This window comes from Alteromonas sp. G4i13 (genome assembly GCF_054960505.1).
The window spans coordinates 66,697-81,619 of sequence record NZ_JBHNYX010000021.1 but is presented as its reverse complement, the minus strand read 5'-3'; the positions used below and the strand labels follow the sequence as shown (position 1 = coordinate 81,619).

Annotated in this window: 13 protein-coding genes; 3 read left to right on the top strand and 10 right to left on the bottom strand. The window is 44.4% G+C overall.

Annotation, left to right across the window (positions count from 1 at the left end; translation table 11 throughout):
• Positions 1 to 145 precede the first annotated feature (145 nt).
• On the top strand, positions 146 to 295 hold the full coding sequence (locus tag ACFI6J_RS12115; RefSeq protein WP_155279892.1) for a hypothetical protein: 150 nt from the start codon (positions 146 to 148) through the stop codon (positions 293 to 295).
• Between the two features lie 721 nt (positions 296 to 1,016).
• Here the strand turns inward: ACFI6J_RS12115 and ACFI6J_RS12110 are convergent.
• The 3 genes from ACFI6J_RS12110 to ACFI6J_RS12100 form a co-directional block, all read right to left on the bottom strand.
• A complete protein-coding gene (locus tag ACFI6J_RS12110) occupies positions 1,017 to 3,278 on the bottom strand; it encodes a molybdopterin cofactor-binding domain-containing protein (protein ID WP_348671032.1) in 2,262 nt (753 codons plus the stop codon).
• Positions 3,275 to 3,781 carry a (2Fe-2S)-binding protein gene (locus tag ACFI6J_RS12105; protein WP_131138056.1) on the bottom strand — a complete coding sequence of 169 codons (507 nt, stop codon included), beginning with the start codon at positions 3,779 to 3,781 and terminating at the stop codon, positions 3,275 to 3,277. The genes ACFI6J_RS12110 and ACFI6J_RS12105 overlap by 4 nt, the downstream gene beginning before the upstream one ends.
• A 367-nt stretch (positions 3,782 to 4,148) precedes the next feature.
• The gene (locus ACFI6J_RS12100; RefSeq protein WP_014976394.1) at positions 4,149 to 4,364 is read right to left on the bottom strand and encodes a PGPGW domain-containing protein; all 216 of its coding nucleotides are present in this window, start codon (positions 4,362 to 4,364) and stop codon (positions 4,149 to 4,151) included.
• Between the two features lie 327 nt (positions 4,365 to 4,691).
• Here ACFI6J_RS12100 and ACFI6J_RS12095 point away from each other — a divergent pair, with 327 nt between their 5' ends.
• The gene (locus ACFI6J_RS12095) at positions 4,692 to 5,108 is read left to right on the top strand and encodes a DUF4826 family protein (RefSeq protein ID WP_014949321.1); all 417 of its coding nucleotides are present in this window, start codon (positions 4,692 to 4,694) and stop codon (positions 5,106 to 5,108) included.
• A gap of 47 nt (positions 5,109 to 5,155) precedes the next feature.
• On the opposite strand, the gene ACFI6J_RS12090 is transcribed toward ACFI6J_RS12095, so the two are convergent.
• From ACFI6J_RS12090 to ACFI6J_RS12060, 7 genes are all read right to left on the bottom strand, one after another.
• Positions 5,156 to 5,614 (bottom strand): GNAT family N-acetyltransferase, encoded by a 459-nt coding sequence (locus ACFI6J_RS12090; protein WP_014949322.1) that lies wholly within the window; start codon positions 5,612 to 5,614, stop codon positions 5,156 to 5,158.
• A gap of 9 nt (positions 5,615 to 5,623) precedes the next feature.
• Positions 5,624 to 6,790: a JmjC domain-containing protein gene (locus ACFI6J_RS12085; RefSeq protein ID WP_278343720.1), complete on the bottom strand. Its 1,167-nt coding sequence runs from the start codon at positions 6,788 to 6,790 to the stop codon at positions 5,624 to 5,626.
• Between the two features lie 355 nt (positions 6,791 to 7,145).
• Positions 7,146 to 7,979 (bottom strand): adenylate/guanylate cyclase domain-containing protein, encoded by an 834-nt coding sequence (locus ACFI6J_RS12080; protein WP_348671030.1) that lies wholly within the window; start codon positions 7,977 to 7,979, stop codon positions 7,146 to 7,148.
• Positions 7,980 to 8,085: 106 nt separating this feature from the next.
• Positions 8,086 to 9,453, bottom strand: a complete 1,368-nt coding sequence (purB, locus tag ACFI6J_RS12075; RefSeq protein ID WP_039229483.1) for an adenylosuccinate lyase — start codon at positions 9,451 to 9,453, stop codon at positions 8,086 to 8,088.
• A 13-nt stretch (positions 9,454 to 9,466) separates the two neighbouring features.
• Positions 9,467 to 10,093, bottom strand: a complete 627-nt coding sequence (gene hflD / locus ACFI6J_RS12070; protein ID WP_014949326.1) for a high frequency lysogenization protein HflD — start codon at positions 10,091 to 10,093, stop codon at positions 9,467 to 9,469.
• Positions 10,093 to 11,220: a tRNA 2-thiouridine(34) synthase MnmA gene (mnmA, locus tag ACFI6J_RS12065; RefSeq protein ID WP_462557873.1), complete on the bottom strand. Its 1,128-nt coding sequence runs from the start codon at positions 11,218 to 11,220 to the stop codon at positions 10,093 to 10,095. The genes hflD and mnmA overlap by 1 nt, the downstream gene beginning before the upstream one ends.
• 363 nt (positions 11,221 to 11,583) lie before the next feature.
• Complete coding sequence (locus ACFI6J_RS12060) at positions 11,584 to 12,126, bottom strand: rRNA large subunit pseudouridine synthase E (RefSeq protein WP_348670757.1); 543 nt, start codon at positions 12,124 to 12,126, stop codon at positions 11,584 to 11,586.
• A 512-nt stretch (positions 12,127 to 12,638) separates the two neighbouring features.
• Between ACFI6J_RS12060 and ACFI6J_RS12055 the strand changes: the two genes are divergently transcribed.
• Positions 12,639 to 14,858, top strand: a complete 2,220-nt coding sequence (locus ACFI6J_RS12055) for an NADP-dependent isocitrate dehydrogenase (protein WP_348670756.1) — start codon at positions 12,639 to 12,641, stop codon at positions 14,856 to 14,858.
• The last annotated feature ends 65 nt before the right edge of the window (positions 14,859 to 14,923 follow it).

Here is a 14,923-nt window from a genome sequence, read left to right as displayed (position 1 = left end):
TCATTCCTTAAAAAAACTGTGGTTATTGAGCAAAACTATGCATTTTTGCGTGTTGAAAACATGACTTTGTGTAATTAAAAATGTAATATTACAAAGTGACTTTCACTTTGAATCTTTGATTAATAATTAACTTGGTTGAATTCTCATGGCACATAATGACAGCGCAGTTTCAGTAAATACTTCCGAAGAAAATGTTATGCAATCACGCTCTGTGGTTGAGCAGTTGGCGGAAGCGCAAAAAGAAATTAACGAGCTTAAAATGCAGTTAATGTGGATGGAACGCAACTACGAGTAATAATAAACTATTAGAATAAGGCGGGAATTAACCGTCAAACACTGAAAGTGTTTTCCTTTTAATTGTAAGGTTACAGGTTGATTTACAGTTTGAATAAAAGGAGGTCATGTTGGCCTCCTTTTTTGTCTCTAATGGTTGTTTGCTGCTCTTAAGCAATGGCTTAGTTAGTTGGAAATGGCGAATATGCTAATGACTAGGTTTTTTCGCCTTTTTGATGTCCAACAAAACTCAAGACCTTCTTATATTACTTGGTTAAATTATGTCCGGTTGGATTAGTGTGCTATTGTAAATAACGTTTGGCTAGCAGTATGCATGAGGCAGGGAGGGAAACTACGATGGCTTATAAATTTAAGTTTTTTGCACAACCTGTAATCAGTAACATCAGAACGTTCTGTGAAGCTGCGCTGGTTGAATTCACTATTGGTCTGATATGTGCAGTTTTCGCCTATGCAAGTTATGGTGTATTTATTCACCTTTTTGTTGCTTGCGTTGTTATCTCGATAGCGTGTTTTTGCCTAAGTATCTATAACTTATATAGTCTTTTCTATTATTCATAAAGCAACTCGCTTTTTCGCTACTATTGAGACACACCCGAATACAGCATACATCCATAAAAAAAGGGTTAACACTGTGTGTTAACCCTTTTTGATATGATTGCCTGTCTTAAATAGCGTTAGTATTTATTCATCAAACCAGCGATTAAGCCGAATCTATAGAATGCTTACGCTTTAAGCTGGTTACCAATAGGTAGCTGGCGAATACGCTTACCGCATGCAGCAAAAATGGCATTGCACAGCGCTGGCGCATGCACGGGGGTTGCAGGTTCACCTACACCTGCTGGCGGCGCATCGCTTTCAATTACTTCAACTTCTACCTCTAGTGGTGAATCGCTCATGCGCGGTACACGGTAGTTGTGGAAGTTACTCTGCTGTACACGCCCTTTATCAAACGTTATACCGTCACTGATTGCTGTTGTTATACCGTAAACCGAGCCGCCTTGGGTTTGGTTTTTAACCGTATCGGTGTTAACTACAGTACCTGCATCAATAGCTACCCATGATTTAATCACGCTAAGATCGCCAGCGTCAGACACCTCAACTTCAACCACAGTAGCAACGTAAGTTAAAAAGCTACGGTGCGCAGCAATACCCAGTCCGCGGCCTTTAGGCATGTTGCGGCCCCAGCCTGCCATGTCAGATACTTTCTCAATTACATTACGAAGACGGCCTGTATCCAAAGGATAAACCGACTTATCACCCCAATAGTTTTGATATTCGGCTTTTTGATCCGTCACATCAATAATTCTATCAGGACCAATTACTTCCAATAGGTAATCTTTAGCGTCTTTGCCTGCTTTGTGGGCTGCTTCATTAATAAACGACTGTACAGCAAACGCGTGGAAGATGTTCGATACTGAACGCATCCATCCAATACGGGCTTTGGCTGGCGCTTCACCGCGCTCTAACTTCATGTTGGGCGTAAGAATAGGGTTATCCGTAAAGCCCAAATCTAACTCAAAGCTAAAGGGTGCGTTTGCGCCCTCTTGGAACGTAGAGGCAATAGGTGAAAACGCGGTTCTGTGAAGATAAGCGTCAATTTTACCGTTTTCATCAAGTGCAGCTTCAACATGTTGAGCGGAAACCGCGTGATAGAAACCGTGCTGAATATCATCTTCACGTGTCCATTGAACACGAATTGGCTTGCCCGTTTTCATTGATAGGAATGCTGCTTCCGCTGAAAAGTCAGGCTTAGACTTACGCCCGAAAGCACCACCTAGCATGGTAACGTGAACATTGATTTTTTCTTTGTCCATGCCAACCATAGCGCCCACGGTTTCCATATCAGCCTGCGGATTTTGTGTTGCTGCCCATACGTCAACGCGATCTTTATAGTACATGGCAGTAGCACATGGTGGCTCCATTGGGGCTTGTGCTAAATGCGGCACGTAATAGTCAGCAACCAGTTTGTCGCTGGCTTTTTCTAAAACGCTCAACGCATCGCCTTTTTCTCTAACAAGCGCTTGAGGTGCATTTACTGTGTTAAGCAACTGCTCTTTAAAGTTCGCTGAGTTATAGTCGCCATTTGCGCCATCGTCCCAGGTGACGTCTAATGCTTTGCGGCCTTGCCATGCTGCCCATGTGTTGTTAGCTATAATGGCTAGCCCACCTTTTGGTTGGAACTGAGGCGCACCTTTTGGCGCTGGAATTTCAATTACATCAACAACGCCATTAACCGCTTTTGCTTTATCTGCATTGAAGCTTTTCACCTTACCGCCCACTACAGGTGGGCGTTCGATTATAGCAACAAGTGCTTTTGGCTCGCGCACGTCGGCGGCGAAGGTTGCTTTACCGGTAACGATATCTTGAAGGTCGATATGCGCCATACCGGTATTGATGTAACGCCATTCTTTCCTTTCTTTAAGCTTAAGCTTATCTGCTTCTGGCGGCGTAATGGTTAATGCATCGTCTATTAAGTCTTTATAAGCAAGCGTTTTACCTGAAGTGTGTGTTACCACATGCTGCTCGGCAACACAGGTACTTGGCTCAACACCCCAACGCTTAGCTGCTGCATGTTGCATCATATAACGCACGCTTGCGCCCATTTCTCGAAGACGCTGCATATTGAAGCGGATACTACGCGAGCCATCGGTGTTTTGGTCACCGTATTTGGGGTCGCCTTTGCCTTGAATAACAAAGACTTTGTCCCACGCAGCTTCCATCTCGTCAGCTACAATTTGCGCAATGGCGGTTCGGATCTGTTGACCCATTTCGCTGCGGTGACACGTTACTTCAACCATGCCGTCAGGGCGAAGTGCAATAAACAAGTTTGCGCGCTTTGCGTTTTCCGCCGGCTTTGCTAATACGCCAGCCATGGCGCGAGGTGCACTACCCATAAAATAGGTACCAAGAACCAGTGCGCCTGCCGCTGCTGTCGATTTTAAGAAACTGCGGCGATTCATATCAAAATAGGTATTCTCACTCATGCTTCTTCTCCCGCTTGGGCTGGGTCAAAGTAGCTCACGCCAGCGTTGCCGCTTATTGATTTCGACGCAGACTTAATGGCCTTGTGAATGCGAGGGTACGTGCCGCAACGACAGATGTTGCCCGACATATTCTGAACAATTTCTTCGTCACTTGGCGTTGGGTTGGTTGATAATAGACTGGCAGCTTGCATGATTTGCCCACATTGACAGAAACCACATTGTGGTACTTTATGTTCTACCCACGCTTTTTGGACAGGGTGATCGCCATTTTCGCTTAGCCCTTCAATAGTGGTAATTTTTCTGCCTTGAACGGCTGATACAGGCAATACGCAAGAGCGTTGTGCCATGCCATCAATGTGAACAGTACAAGCGCCACATTGCGCCATACCACAGCCAAACTTAGGTCCTGTAAGATTTAATTCGTCACGAAGGTACCACAACACTGGTGTTGATGGGTCACCAGAAAATTCGTGTTTGTTACCATTAACGGTAAACGTGATCATGGTCTTGTCTCCATAGGTAAGCGAAAGATATGACTTGGACCAGATTGTTTAAATCTGGCCTACCCAAGCAGCGCAATGCGGGGTCAACGCATTGCACAAAATCATATCGATACGGTTACATTGCCTGATGATACGAACTATCTAAGATGCTGAGCATGCTCAGATAATTGCCACTATTATTATTGTTAAAGGCTTCGCAATTTATACTTTAGATTACGTTAACACGCATTGCATCATTACGCATTTACATAAGTTTAATTGCTAACACTTTGCGACAAAGTGGTGAGAGATGAGGAGGGGGGCGAAACGCACTGTGCGTTATGGCGTGCTCAACTTTCTAAAAGCACACCTGTTAGAACAAAAACAATTAACGCAGCTTTCGCATAAGAAGAAAACGATCAATTCTACGGGCACCACTCGTCATTGTTTTTTGGCTGTATTTGAGCCAGCTTCGCGCTTTTGGCCAGTCGTAACTTAAGAGCACTAAACCGCCTACCACTAACAAGATAGAGCCCGGAAGTAATGTTAGAACAATACCGCCGATAAACAGGATTGCTCCAAGGGTAAGTCTTACTATTCGCATGTATAAACACTCGGCTTGGTGAAGTTTTCATCTCACAGTTTCGCCTAAAGATGCACATTTGCCAATATGAAAAATGTAAATGTTTGTGCCCGACCTTTGAATAACTGGGTGCTGGGTATTCTTAAAGATTGTCGAATAAGTAAGCGTTTAACACCTTTGGTGGGCACAATGCCCTAATTGCGGTGGAAAGCAAGAATGAAATAAAGTACAAAGATAAAAAAGGCGTACGCTACGAACTAGTGGCAAAACTGCCTAGAAGGTAACTGAGACATGGGTATCAAGTAGCAGTACTAGTAAGAACAGATAACGATAATAATGAGAGTAAAAATGGCAGAACAACCAGAAAACCAACCAATCAGTGATGAAGAACGCGCAACATGGGTGCGAGAGCAGTTTCAAAAGGCAAACAAATTTTTAGCGGAAAATGGCGTGTTGTTTGATTCTGTTATTACCGAAGAAAGTCGTTATTTAATGCCGTACCTTGCAGTTTGGAAAATTAGAGCAATGGACAGTAAACGCTATTGGGTTATTAGTGGTGATTTACCTTCTGATTACACATCAGTCGATAACGCCAAAGACGCCAAGGACGTACTGCGTCACTTTGCTATGCATTGGCAGTTGAAAGCAGAAAACCTCATTAATGCAGAGGGCGCAGACGATACTCAAAAGGCGTTTGGTGCTTTACTAATTAATCGTGCTGAAAGCTTGTTTGCCATGCAGAACGCGCCAGATCTTTGGAACTAATTCCAGGCAATAGCCTGTAGTAGTGAGACGTTTTGTAAATACATAGCTTAATGAAGTTGAGTCACGTCCGGAAGAGGAAATCGCTCTGCCGGACATTTTAGGCGCTGTCTTGGAACGCCTGCGTCCATAAATACTTGCCCGTCGGGAATAAAACCAATGGATTGGTGATAGGACACGCTTTCTAAATTGCAGACTACTTTGATAATGGGGACGTTGTTTTGCTTTGCCGTGTTAATCAGCGCTTCAAACAAAGCGCGATAAACAGGCAATGTTCTGTGGCAGCGCTTAACAGCAATTCGGCCTAGTTCGCCTCGTTTGGTTAAGCGCCCAGTGGCAATGGGTTCGTTTTCATCATTGACGATAAGCACATGGCACGCCGAACTGTCGTGTTCGTCGAACTCGCTTGCCTCGGGGACGCGCCACTCTAAAACAAATACATGTTCCCTTAGTGCTTTCAGTCGATGTTTATCCTTTTCCCAATCGACGTTTTGTATCGTAAACGCCATACTTACCTGTTAACCTTCGAACCATTCCCAGTAACCATTATTGATAAGTGTAGTTAAGGTTTCTAAAAATGTAAAAGAAGGCGCGTCTTGGCAACACGTTGCGTTCAAAACGCCTCCTGATGCCAGCACCTCAAACCATTCTTGGTCACTTTTACCAAATTCGAACTGACTGCCATTTACAAAGAGCGCGCGAGGAAGACCACGCTTACCGTCACATAGTAATGCACGCACACCCGGTGCAGGAACAAAGCTAATGCCTGCGGCAAACTCATTTGAAATTTGCTCTAGCGATACTTCGTCTTCTAGCGGATATTCAGGAATGCCTTGTTCACTCATGGCTTCTAGAAGTGCCAAAGTAAAGTCTTCACCGTTTATCGCATCTATGAGCTGCTGCTTAAGAATGGCAACATCGCTTGGATTTACCCAAGCACGATTACTTTGCATAGAGCGGCTTGCATCGGTAAAGCGATAATTATGTGCGCCTTTATCCAACATCATCGCCAGGCTTTCCGCTAGTTGCAGATTGTCCGGAGCACGATAACCCACAGAGTAGGTCAGGCTATCTTCAATTGTCGCTCCATCATGAGGCCAGCCCGGTGGTACGTACACCACATCGCCAGGCTCAACCACAACATCTATAACAGGGTCGAAGCCTTCAATTTGTCTTAATTTTGGATGTGGAAAAACTTCTTTATAGTCCGCCGGCTTGCCCACACGCCAGCGTCTTCGGCCCTTACCTTGAACTAAAAATACATCATATTGGTCGATGTGAGCACCAACGCCAGCACCATTGGTGGCGAAGCTCACCATCAGATCGTCCAATCGCCAATTAGGGATAAAAGAAAAGGGATCTAGTAGAGGGGTTACGTCGGGCACATATTTATCTACGCCTTGAACTAGTAATGTCCATTTGCCCTGACATGCTTTGTCAAAATCGGTAATTGGCCCTTGTTCAACATGCCAGCTGCCTTTCACGTTGCTAATAATACGTGCATCCACTTCCGACTCTTGTGCTAGACCGGCAAGATCGTTCTCATCGATAGGATCTACAAAGTTGTCAAAGAAGTGTTTGATGACTACCGGCTTTTGCTGCCAGTAGTTTTTTAGAAAGGTTTCTGCATTAAAGCCGTTTCCAGATTGTGCATCAATAATGTACGAATTGTCGTTAGTGGGCATAGTGTCTCTTATAGTAAGCCAATTAAATGGGTTTAATCTGTTGATTTAAGTATTGTGCGTGGCGTTACAAATATGCGGTAAGCGTTAGCACTTTGTCAAAAGCGAGGTTGAAGCTTATGGGCGGCATTATCGATTATTGAAACGTTTATTGCTACCTTGCATTTGCTTCACCTGATTCAGTAGGGAGAGCCGAATTCATAACGGTTCGCATAAATAATTACCCACTCAGCGAAACTTAACATGTTCGTACTCGCGGCGAGTTACTGCAGGTGTAATTCATCTAACTTAGAAATCACGTGCTTTTTAGCTCTATGTTTACATGACATGAGTGGTTATCAGATGCGCTAGACAGGAGTTAGCAAACGTATGCGCTCATTAGCATTGTTTTCGTGTGCAGCTGTTTTGGTAGGAATGTGGTTTCTTTGCGATTTTCGCCACACATTTTTGACTCACTGAGTTTCCGCTTGTCGTGTTCACGCGTTGAAAGCTCAGTGTTAGCGTTTATATTTGAACCACAAGTGAAGTACGTATTAAAGGAACAAGGGTTATTCGCACTCGCGCTAGAGCGATGAATAATCTGTCGTTTAACCAGGCTGTAAGACTTCTCACAAATAGCAATTGTATTAGGTGCTGTGTATTGCTCTAACATTGCAGCCCTATTTACCGTAGTCCCCCAAATATCAAAGCCTGCAAGCGGGCGAGAAGATTGGCCGGCAAGTAAAGAGCCTGTCGCAATGCCAACTCGCAGTTGGCTTGAAGATGAAGCTAAAAGGTCGTTGCTATTTACAAGCTCGCGAGCGCGAAATGCGAATTCGATGGCGTTCACCAGAGCGTTCAAAAGCGAGTGTGTTGTACTACTGTGTTCGCCGCTAAAACCAACCGCAATATATTGATCGCCGTTTGTTTTTAATGGCGAAAGGTGTAAATCAGCGGCAAGCACATCGAATTCAGAAAACAGGCTATCTACAAGTCTGGCGCATGTAATGTCGCCATATTTAACTGAGAGTTGTTGGAAGCCTGATAGGTCACAAAAAATGACGACGGCATTTTTTATACAGCTTTTTAAATTCGCGGCACTACTTTTGGTTTCTAGCGTTGGACTTAACACCTTCGAAACCGTGGGGGAAAGTACAACACAGTGTTTTTCCTGCAATGAGAAAGGAGTGTGGTTCGTGTTGCGTAAATCCATTTGCTTGCTCCCACGCGTAGGTGAAAATTCAATGTAGAGAAATTTAGGAATAAAAAAACGCGGTACTAATGACCGCGTTTTTCAGTGTAGTGGAAAGCGTAAGGGCTTATAACTGATCTACAAGCCTGATTGCATCACCAATGTATGTAGCAGGCGTTAATGCCTTAAGCTCTGCTTTGGCCGCTTCTGGCATATCTAGGTTATCAATAAACTCAGCAATGACCTCAGCGTTTACTTTCTTACCACGGGTCAGCTCTTTTAGCTTCTCGTATGGCTTTTCAATACCGTAACGACGCATAACAGTTTGAATAGGCTCTGCAAGCAGTTCCCAATTGTTGTTTAGCTCGTTAAGTAAGCTTTGCTCATTAACTTCTAACTTGCTAATACCTTTCAACGTAGCCTGATACGCAATAACCGCATAACCTACACCTACGCCAAGGTTACGTAGTACGGTTGAGTCAGTAAGGTCACGTTGCCAGCGAGAGATAGGAAGCTTAGCTGCTAAATGGTCAAAAATAGCGTTCGCCAGACCTAAGTTACCTTCTGAATTTTCGAAATCGATAGGGTTAACTTTGTGTGGCATGGTAGAAGAGCCGATTTCGCCAGCTACCGTTTTTTGCTTGAAGTGACCCAGTGCAATGTAACCCCAAACGTCACGGTCGAAATCGATAAGAATGGTGTTAAAGCGCGCAATGGCATCAAACATTTCTGCAATATAGTCATGCGGCTCTATTTGCGTAGTGAACGGGTTCCAGGTTAGACCTAGTGAGGTAACAAACTTCTCTGAAACTTCGTGCCAATCTACATCTTTATACGCTGACAAGTGTGCGTTGTAGTTGCCTACAGCACCGTTAATCTTACCAAGTAACTCAACACCTGCGATTTGGCTACGCTGACGCTTCAGGCGAATAGCCACGTTTGCCATTTCTTTACCCATGGTGGTAGGTGAAGCAGGCTGACCGTGAGTACGTGCCATCATAGGTACGTTCTGGTAGCGCTTAGCAAGCTCTACTAGCGCTTCAATTAATTTGTCACAGTAAGGAAGAATAACGGTCTCGCGGGCTTCGCGAAGCATTAAGCCATGTGAAAGGTTGTTGATGTCTTCAGACGTACACGCAAAGTGGATAAACTCATTTACCGCTGAAAGCTCACTATTGTCGGCAACCTTCTCTTTAAGAAAGTATTCAACCGCTTTCACATCGTGGTTTGTTGTGCGCTCGATTTCTTTAATGCGCATGGCATCTTCAACACTAAATTCAGCTACTATTTTGTCTAGTAGTGCATTTGACGTGTCTGTAAAAGCAGGAACTTCTTCAATTTGTGGGTTAGTAGACAGCATTTGTAACCAACGTACTTCTACTTCTACACGGTATTTTAATAAGCCGTACTCACTGAAAATACTGCGTAATTCTACGCTTTTGCCAGCATATCGACCATCGACAGGGGAAATTGCAGTTAACTGACTCAGTTCCACCTTAAGCTCCTCACTAGTTTATTAATCGTAGTGCTTTAACAGCACTGTTAAGAATGTGTTTGCGTTTAAATAAAATGTTTCTTCGTTTTCCACCCATCTGACGCCACATTACTGCAGCCCTAACACCTGCAAGCAAAAGCGCTCGCACTTTATGCTGAGTAGCAGGTTGGCTTAAATAATCTGGATTACCAGCTACCTGAATACGCGGTGCTAGCGGACTGATGATATCGCTGTAAATGCTCGCTAAGGAGGAGACTATTTGTGGGTTTTGGAAATCGATGTGAGCAAGCTGGCGCTGAACATGGGAAATACGTTCGCCCAGTTCCTGCATTGCTTTAGGCTTTCTCGCTAGCTTTCTTTCAAGGCCTAGAATACTAGCAATATAGCGGGTTAATTCCGTATCTTTTGTTGCTTGTTTGTCAGACAGCTGTGCTGCGAGTGTGGTGTAACCGGTTTTTAAGTTAGCGAGCTGGCCGAAAACCTGTTGAGGTGTTTCTGGGTCAGTAACCAGTATGCTCGATAAGCTGGCCTCTATAGCCTCGTTATCGGCAGAACCTCGTCTGGCAAGCTGCTGAACCAGCGCAGCAGCTTGACATACACCAGCAAGAGCTAGGTTATTTTCTATGTCGGTATCTAACATCAGCGAATATAACTCTCAATAATACCGCCGCCAAGGCAAACGTCGTCACTATAGAACACCGCTGACTGCCCCGGCGTTACCGCCTTCTGCGGCTCATCAAACATCACTTCAATGGTGTCGTCTTGAGTTGGCGTTATTGTACATGGGATATCGGCCTGACGATAACGGGTTTTAACTACCGCGCGCGTAGGCTCTGTAATCGTTTTTCTATCCACCCAGTGTAGCTGCTTTGCTACCAAGCCTTTCGAGTATAGGCGAGGGTGGTCGGCACCTTGGCCCACAATAAGCACGTTGCGAGCAACATCTTTATCTACCACATACCAAGGGTCGTCACCGTATTTGGCTAATCCACCAATGTGTAAGCCTTTACGTTGACCTAGCGTGTGGTACATCAAGCCTTCGTGTTGGCCAATTTCTTCGCCTTCTGCTGTTTCAATAACGCCAGGCTGAGCTGGAAGGTAACGAGCAAGGAAGTCTTTGAATTTGCGTTCGCCGATAAAGCAGATCCCTGTTGAATCTTTTTTATCGTGGGTAATTAAACCTTGCTCTTCTGCGATTTTACGCACCAGTGTTTTTTCAATATCACCCACAGGGAAAAGGGTTTTAGCAACGTGCTCTTCACCTAGCGTATACAAGAAGTAGCTTTGGTCTTTGTTATTGTCGAGACCGCGCAACATTTGCCATTTTCCGTCAACTTCACGGCGGCGAACATAGTGCCCGGTGGCTATATAGTCTGCACCAAGGTCTTCTGCAGCGAACTCAAGAAACGCTTTAAACTTAATTTCTTTGTTGCACATAATATCTGGGTTGGGCGTACGACCGGCTTTGTATTCTTCTAAAAAATACTCAAATACGTTATCCCAGTACTCAGCAGCAAAGTTGATGGTGTGCAGCTCAATGCCCAGCTTGTCAGCCACAGCTTGCGCATCTTTTAAATCTTCCGCAGCGGCGCAGTACTCATCGTTATCATCTTCTTCCCAGTTTTTCATGAAAAGACCTTCAACCTGGTATCCCTGCTGTTGAAGCAGGTAGGCTGAAACAGACGAATCGACACCGCCGGACATACCGACGATCACTTTTTTGCTGGCGTTAGATTCAATATCACTCACTACGGATTGCACACTCATTTGATTAATAAAAAAGAAGCCTTATTTGCAGATTTAGTTATCAATTAACATGTTGATAAATTTGTTGAAGCAGTTACTCAATTGGTGGAGCTATACCACTATTAAGCTACCAATATGCCACTAACAAATAGGCCTGTTTTCGAGGTCGCGGATTTTATCAGATTCCGATAGCTAATTCACATTTAATCCTTATCTGATTAAGTAATTAAATATGTGCCTAGTGGCCATCGGCCCGTAATCTAAAAATATCTCTTAAAGCAAAAAGGCAAAGCAAGATTCAATAGCGCTAAAATCCGCAATTTCTCTGAGCCTCTTTAGTGAGGTCAACAAAGGTGAATTCAAGTATTGGATGTGGATTTACTGTCAAAAGCAAACGTACTTGCCATTTTCAATACCGTCTATGGTCCAGTTGCCAACTCGATATCTGATGAGCCGAAGGGTGGGGTAGCCGACGTGCGCTGTCATACGTCGCACTTGTCTGTTTCTGCCTTCTGTAATGGTAATTTCTACCCAGCTAGTAGGGATCGACTGTCTAAAGCGTACGGGCGGATTCCTCGGCCACACGCTAGGTGCTTCCATGGCCTTTACTTTCGCGGGGCGAGTCATTCCATCTTTTAATTCTACGCCGTCACGCAACGCCTGCATTGCTTTTTCGTCCATAATACCTTCAACTTGTACCCAATAGGTTTTGCTGGTTTTAGCTTTTGGGTTAGCAAGTTTATGCTGAAGCTTTCCGTCATTGGTGAGTACGAGAAGACCTTCCGAATCTCTGTCGAGTCGTCCTGCGGCATACACACCGGGAACATCAATATAGTCCTTTAGGGTTTCTCTACCGTCTGCATCAGTAAATTGAGAAAGAACTTGAAAGGGCTTATTAAAAAGCACCACTTTAGCGTTTGAAGACATATTACTTCCGCTTGTTTAAATTCAAAATTTCGGGGGGATTTTACGACAAATGACGATGCTTCGCATGGGAAAATCAACCGCAAATAGTGGTTTGCTCAATGAAGTTTGTCGATAAATTCGGTGATCTTATGAGTTAAGACAATGGTATGACTTGTAACTCAAACTTTCGACCCTATACTAATGGTCGCTCCCATTTTTATAAGAGAGCGCATCTGCATAATTATTAGACAGTTTTAGCTGTGATAAGCGGGCTTGCTTATACATCGTATCTCGAAATTGCGTACGACTAGGTAGTCGAGTGCAAAGCCATGAGATGCATATTGCTCACATAGGGAATTGAATAATATGTAGGGAAGAAAACAGCAAGTGACCTAGTGCTTAATAAAAGCAAAAGGTGGAAAACATCAAATACGTTTCGCAATGACTGTGGGCGTGACATGAACATGTTGCGGGTTGTTGCGACCTAATGGACTAAAGACGACAGTACCCTGTCGAGAAAATTGAGGTATATAATGACCAAGTCTAAGATCATCTACACGAAGACTGATGAAGCGCCAATGCTGGCGACTTACTCACTTCTTCCAATCATCCAGAAGTTTGCTGCGGCTGCAGATATCGACGTTGAGCTAAGCGATATTTCACTTGCTGCACGTGTTTTGGCAAATTTCCCTGAGTATCTTTCTGAAGAACAAAGAGTGCCAGACGCGCTAGCTGAACTGGGTGAGATGACCCAAGACCCGAACGCTAACATCATCAAGCTTCCAAACATCAGTGCCTCAATTCCACAGCTTCGTGCAACTATCAAAGAATTAAACGCAAAAGGCTTTAACGTACCAGCGTTCCCGGAGTCACCAAAAACTGCTGAAGAAAAAGACATTCGCGAACGTTACGGTAAGGTACTAGGTAGTGCAGTAAACCCTGTATTACGTGAAGGTAACTCAGATCGCCGTGCCCCAACTGCAGTTAAAAATTATGCACGCAAGCACCCGCATTCAATGGGTGAGTGGTCTCAAGCTTCTCGTTCGCACGTAGCGCACATGCGCGGCGGCGACTTCTACTCGGGTGAGAAGTCTGTAACCGTGGAAAAAGATGGTTATGTAAGCATTGAATTTACGGGTAAAGATGGTAGTAAGAAAACCCTTAAACCGCGTGTGGATTTGCTAGCTGGCGAAGTTATCGACGGCATGTTTATGAGCAAGAAAGCGCTGTGTGAATTCTTCGAAGAGCAAATTGAAGATGCGAAAAACACAGGCATTCTTTTCTCACTACACGTAAAAGCGACCATGATGAAGGTGTCTCACCCAATCGTGTTCGGTCACTGTGTAAAAGTATTTTACAAAGATCTATTCAACAAATGGGGCGACCTGTTTGAAGAGCTAGGTGTTAACCCTAACAATGGTCTTGGTAGCGTTTACGACAAAATTGCAAGCTTACCTGAAAGCCAGCGCTCAGAAATTCAAAAAGATATCAACGCATGTTATGCCGACCGCCCACCAATGGCGATGGTGAACTCTGACAAGGGTATCTCGAACCTTCACGTACCAAGTGACGTAATTGTTGATGCTTCTATGCCAGCCATGATTCGTAACTCTGGTCAAATGTGGGGACCAGATGGAAAGGCGCACGACACGAAAGCGGTGATTCCAGAAAGTACTTATGCAACCATTTACCAGGAAGTTATCAACTTCTGTAAAACGCATGGTGCATTCGACCCGACAACGATGGGTACAGTGCCTAACGTTGGTCTAATGGCGCAAAAAGCAGAAGAGTACGGTTCACACGACAAAACGTTTGAACTAGAAGCGGACGGTACTGTGTCGATTATTGACCAAGACGGCAATGTTCTTATCTCTCACGATGTTGAAGAAGGTGATATCTGGCGTATGTGTCAGGTGAAAGACGCACCTATTCAAGATTGGGTGAAGCTAGCGGTAACGCGTTCACGTCAATCTGGTATGCCTGCGGTATTCTGGCTAGATGACGAACGTGCTCACGATGCGCAACTTATCAAGAAAGTTGAAAAGTACCTACAAGACCATGATACCAAAGGTCTAGATATTCAAATTATGTCTCCTGTACGCGCTATTCGCTACAGCATGGAACGTGCAATTCGCGGTCTGGATACCATTTCAGTGACGGGTAACGTACTTCGTGATTACCTTACTGATTTGTTCCCAATCCTAGAGCTTGGTACCAGTGCTAAAATGCTATCAATTGTTCCGTTGATGGCTGGTGGCGGCCTTTATGAAACGGGCGCGGGCGGTAGTGCACCTAAGCACGTGCAACAGTTCGTTGAAGAAGGTCACTTGCGTTGGGACTCACTCGGTGAATTCCTGGCACTTGCTGTATCGCTAGAAGATGTTGCTATTAAGCACAGCAACACCAAAGCAAAAGTTATTGCTACTGCACTTGATAAAGCAACGGAAAAACTACTAAACAACGGTAAGTCTCCGCTTCGTAAAGCAGGTCAGTTGGACAACCGTGGTAGCCATGTTTACCTAGGTCTATACTGGGCTGAAGAAGTAGCGAACCAAACGGAAGACGCAGATCTAGCTGCGCAATTTAAGCCAGTGTATGAAGAGTTGTCTGCGAAAATTGACGACATCTTGGCTGAGATTGATGCAACGCAAGGTAGCGCGCAAGAAATTGGTGGTTACTACTACCCTGACGAAGACAAGCTTTTCGCAACCATGTCTCCAAGTAAGACATTAAAAGCTATCTTAGGCGCATAGTATTTTGTGTATATGCGTTAGGCTTATAGGTCTAGCGCATAGAATAGTACTCTCAAACCTGAGAA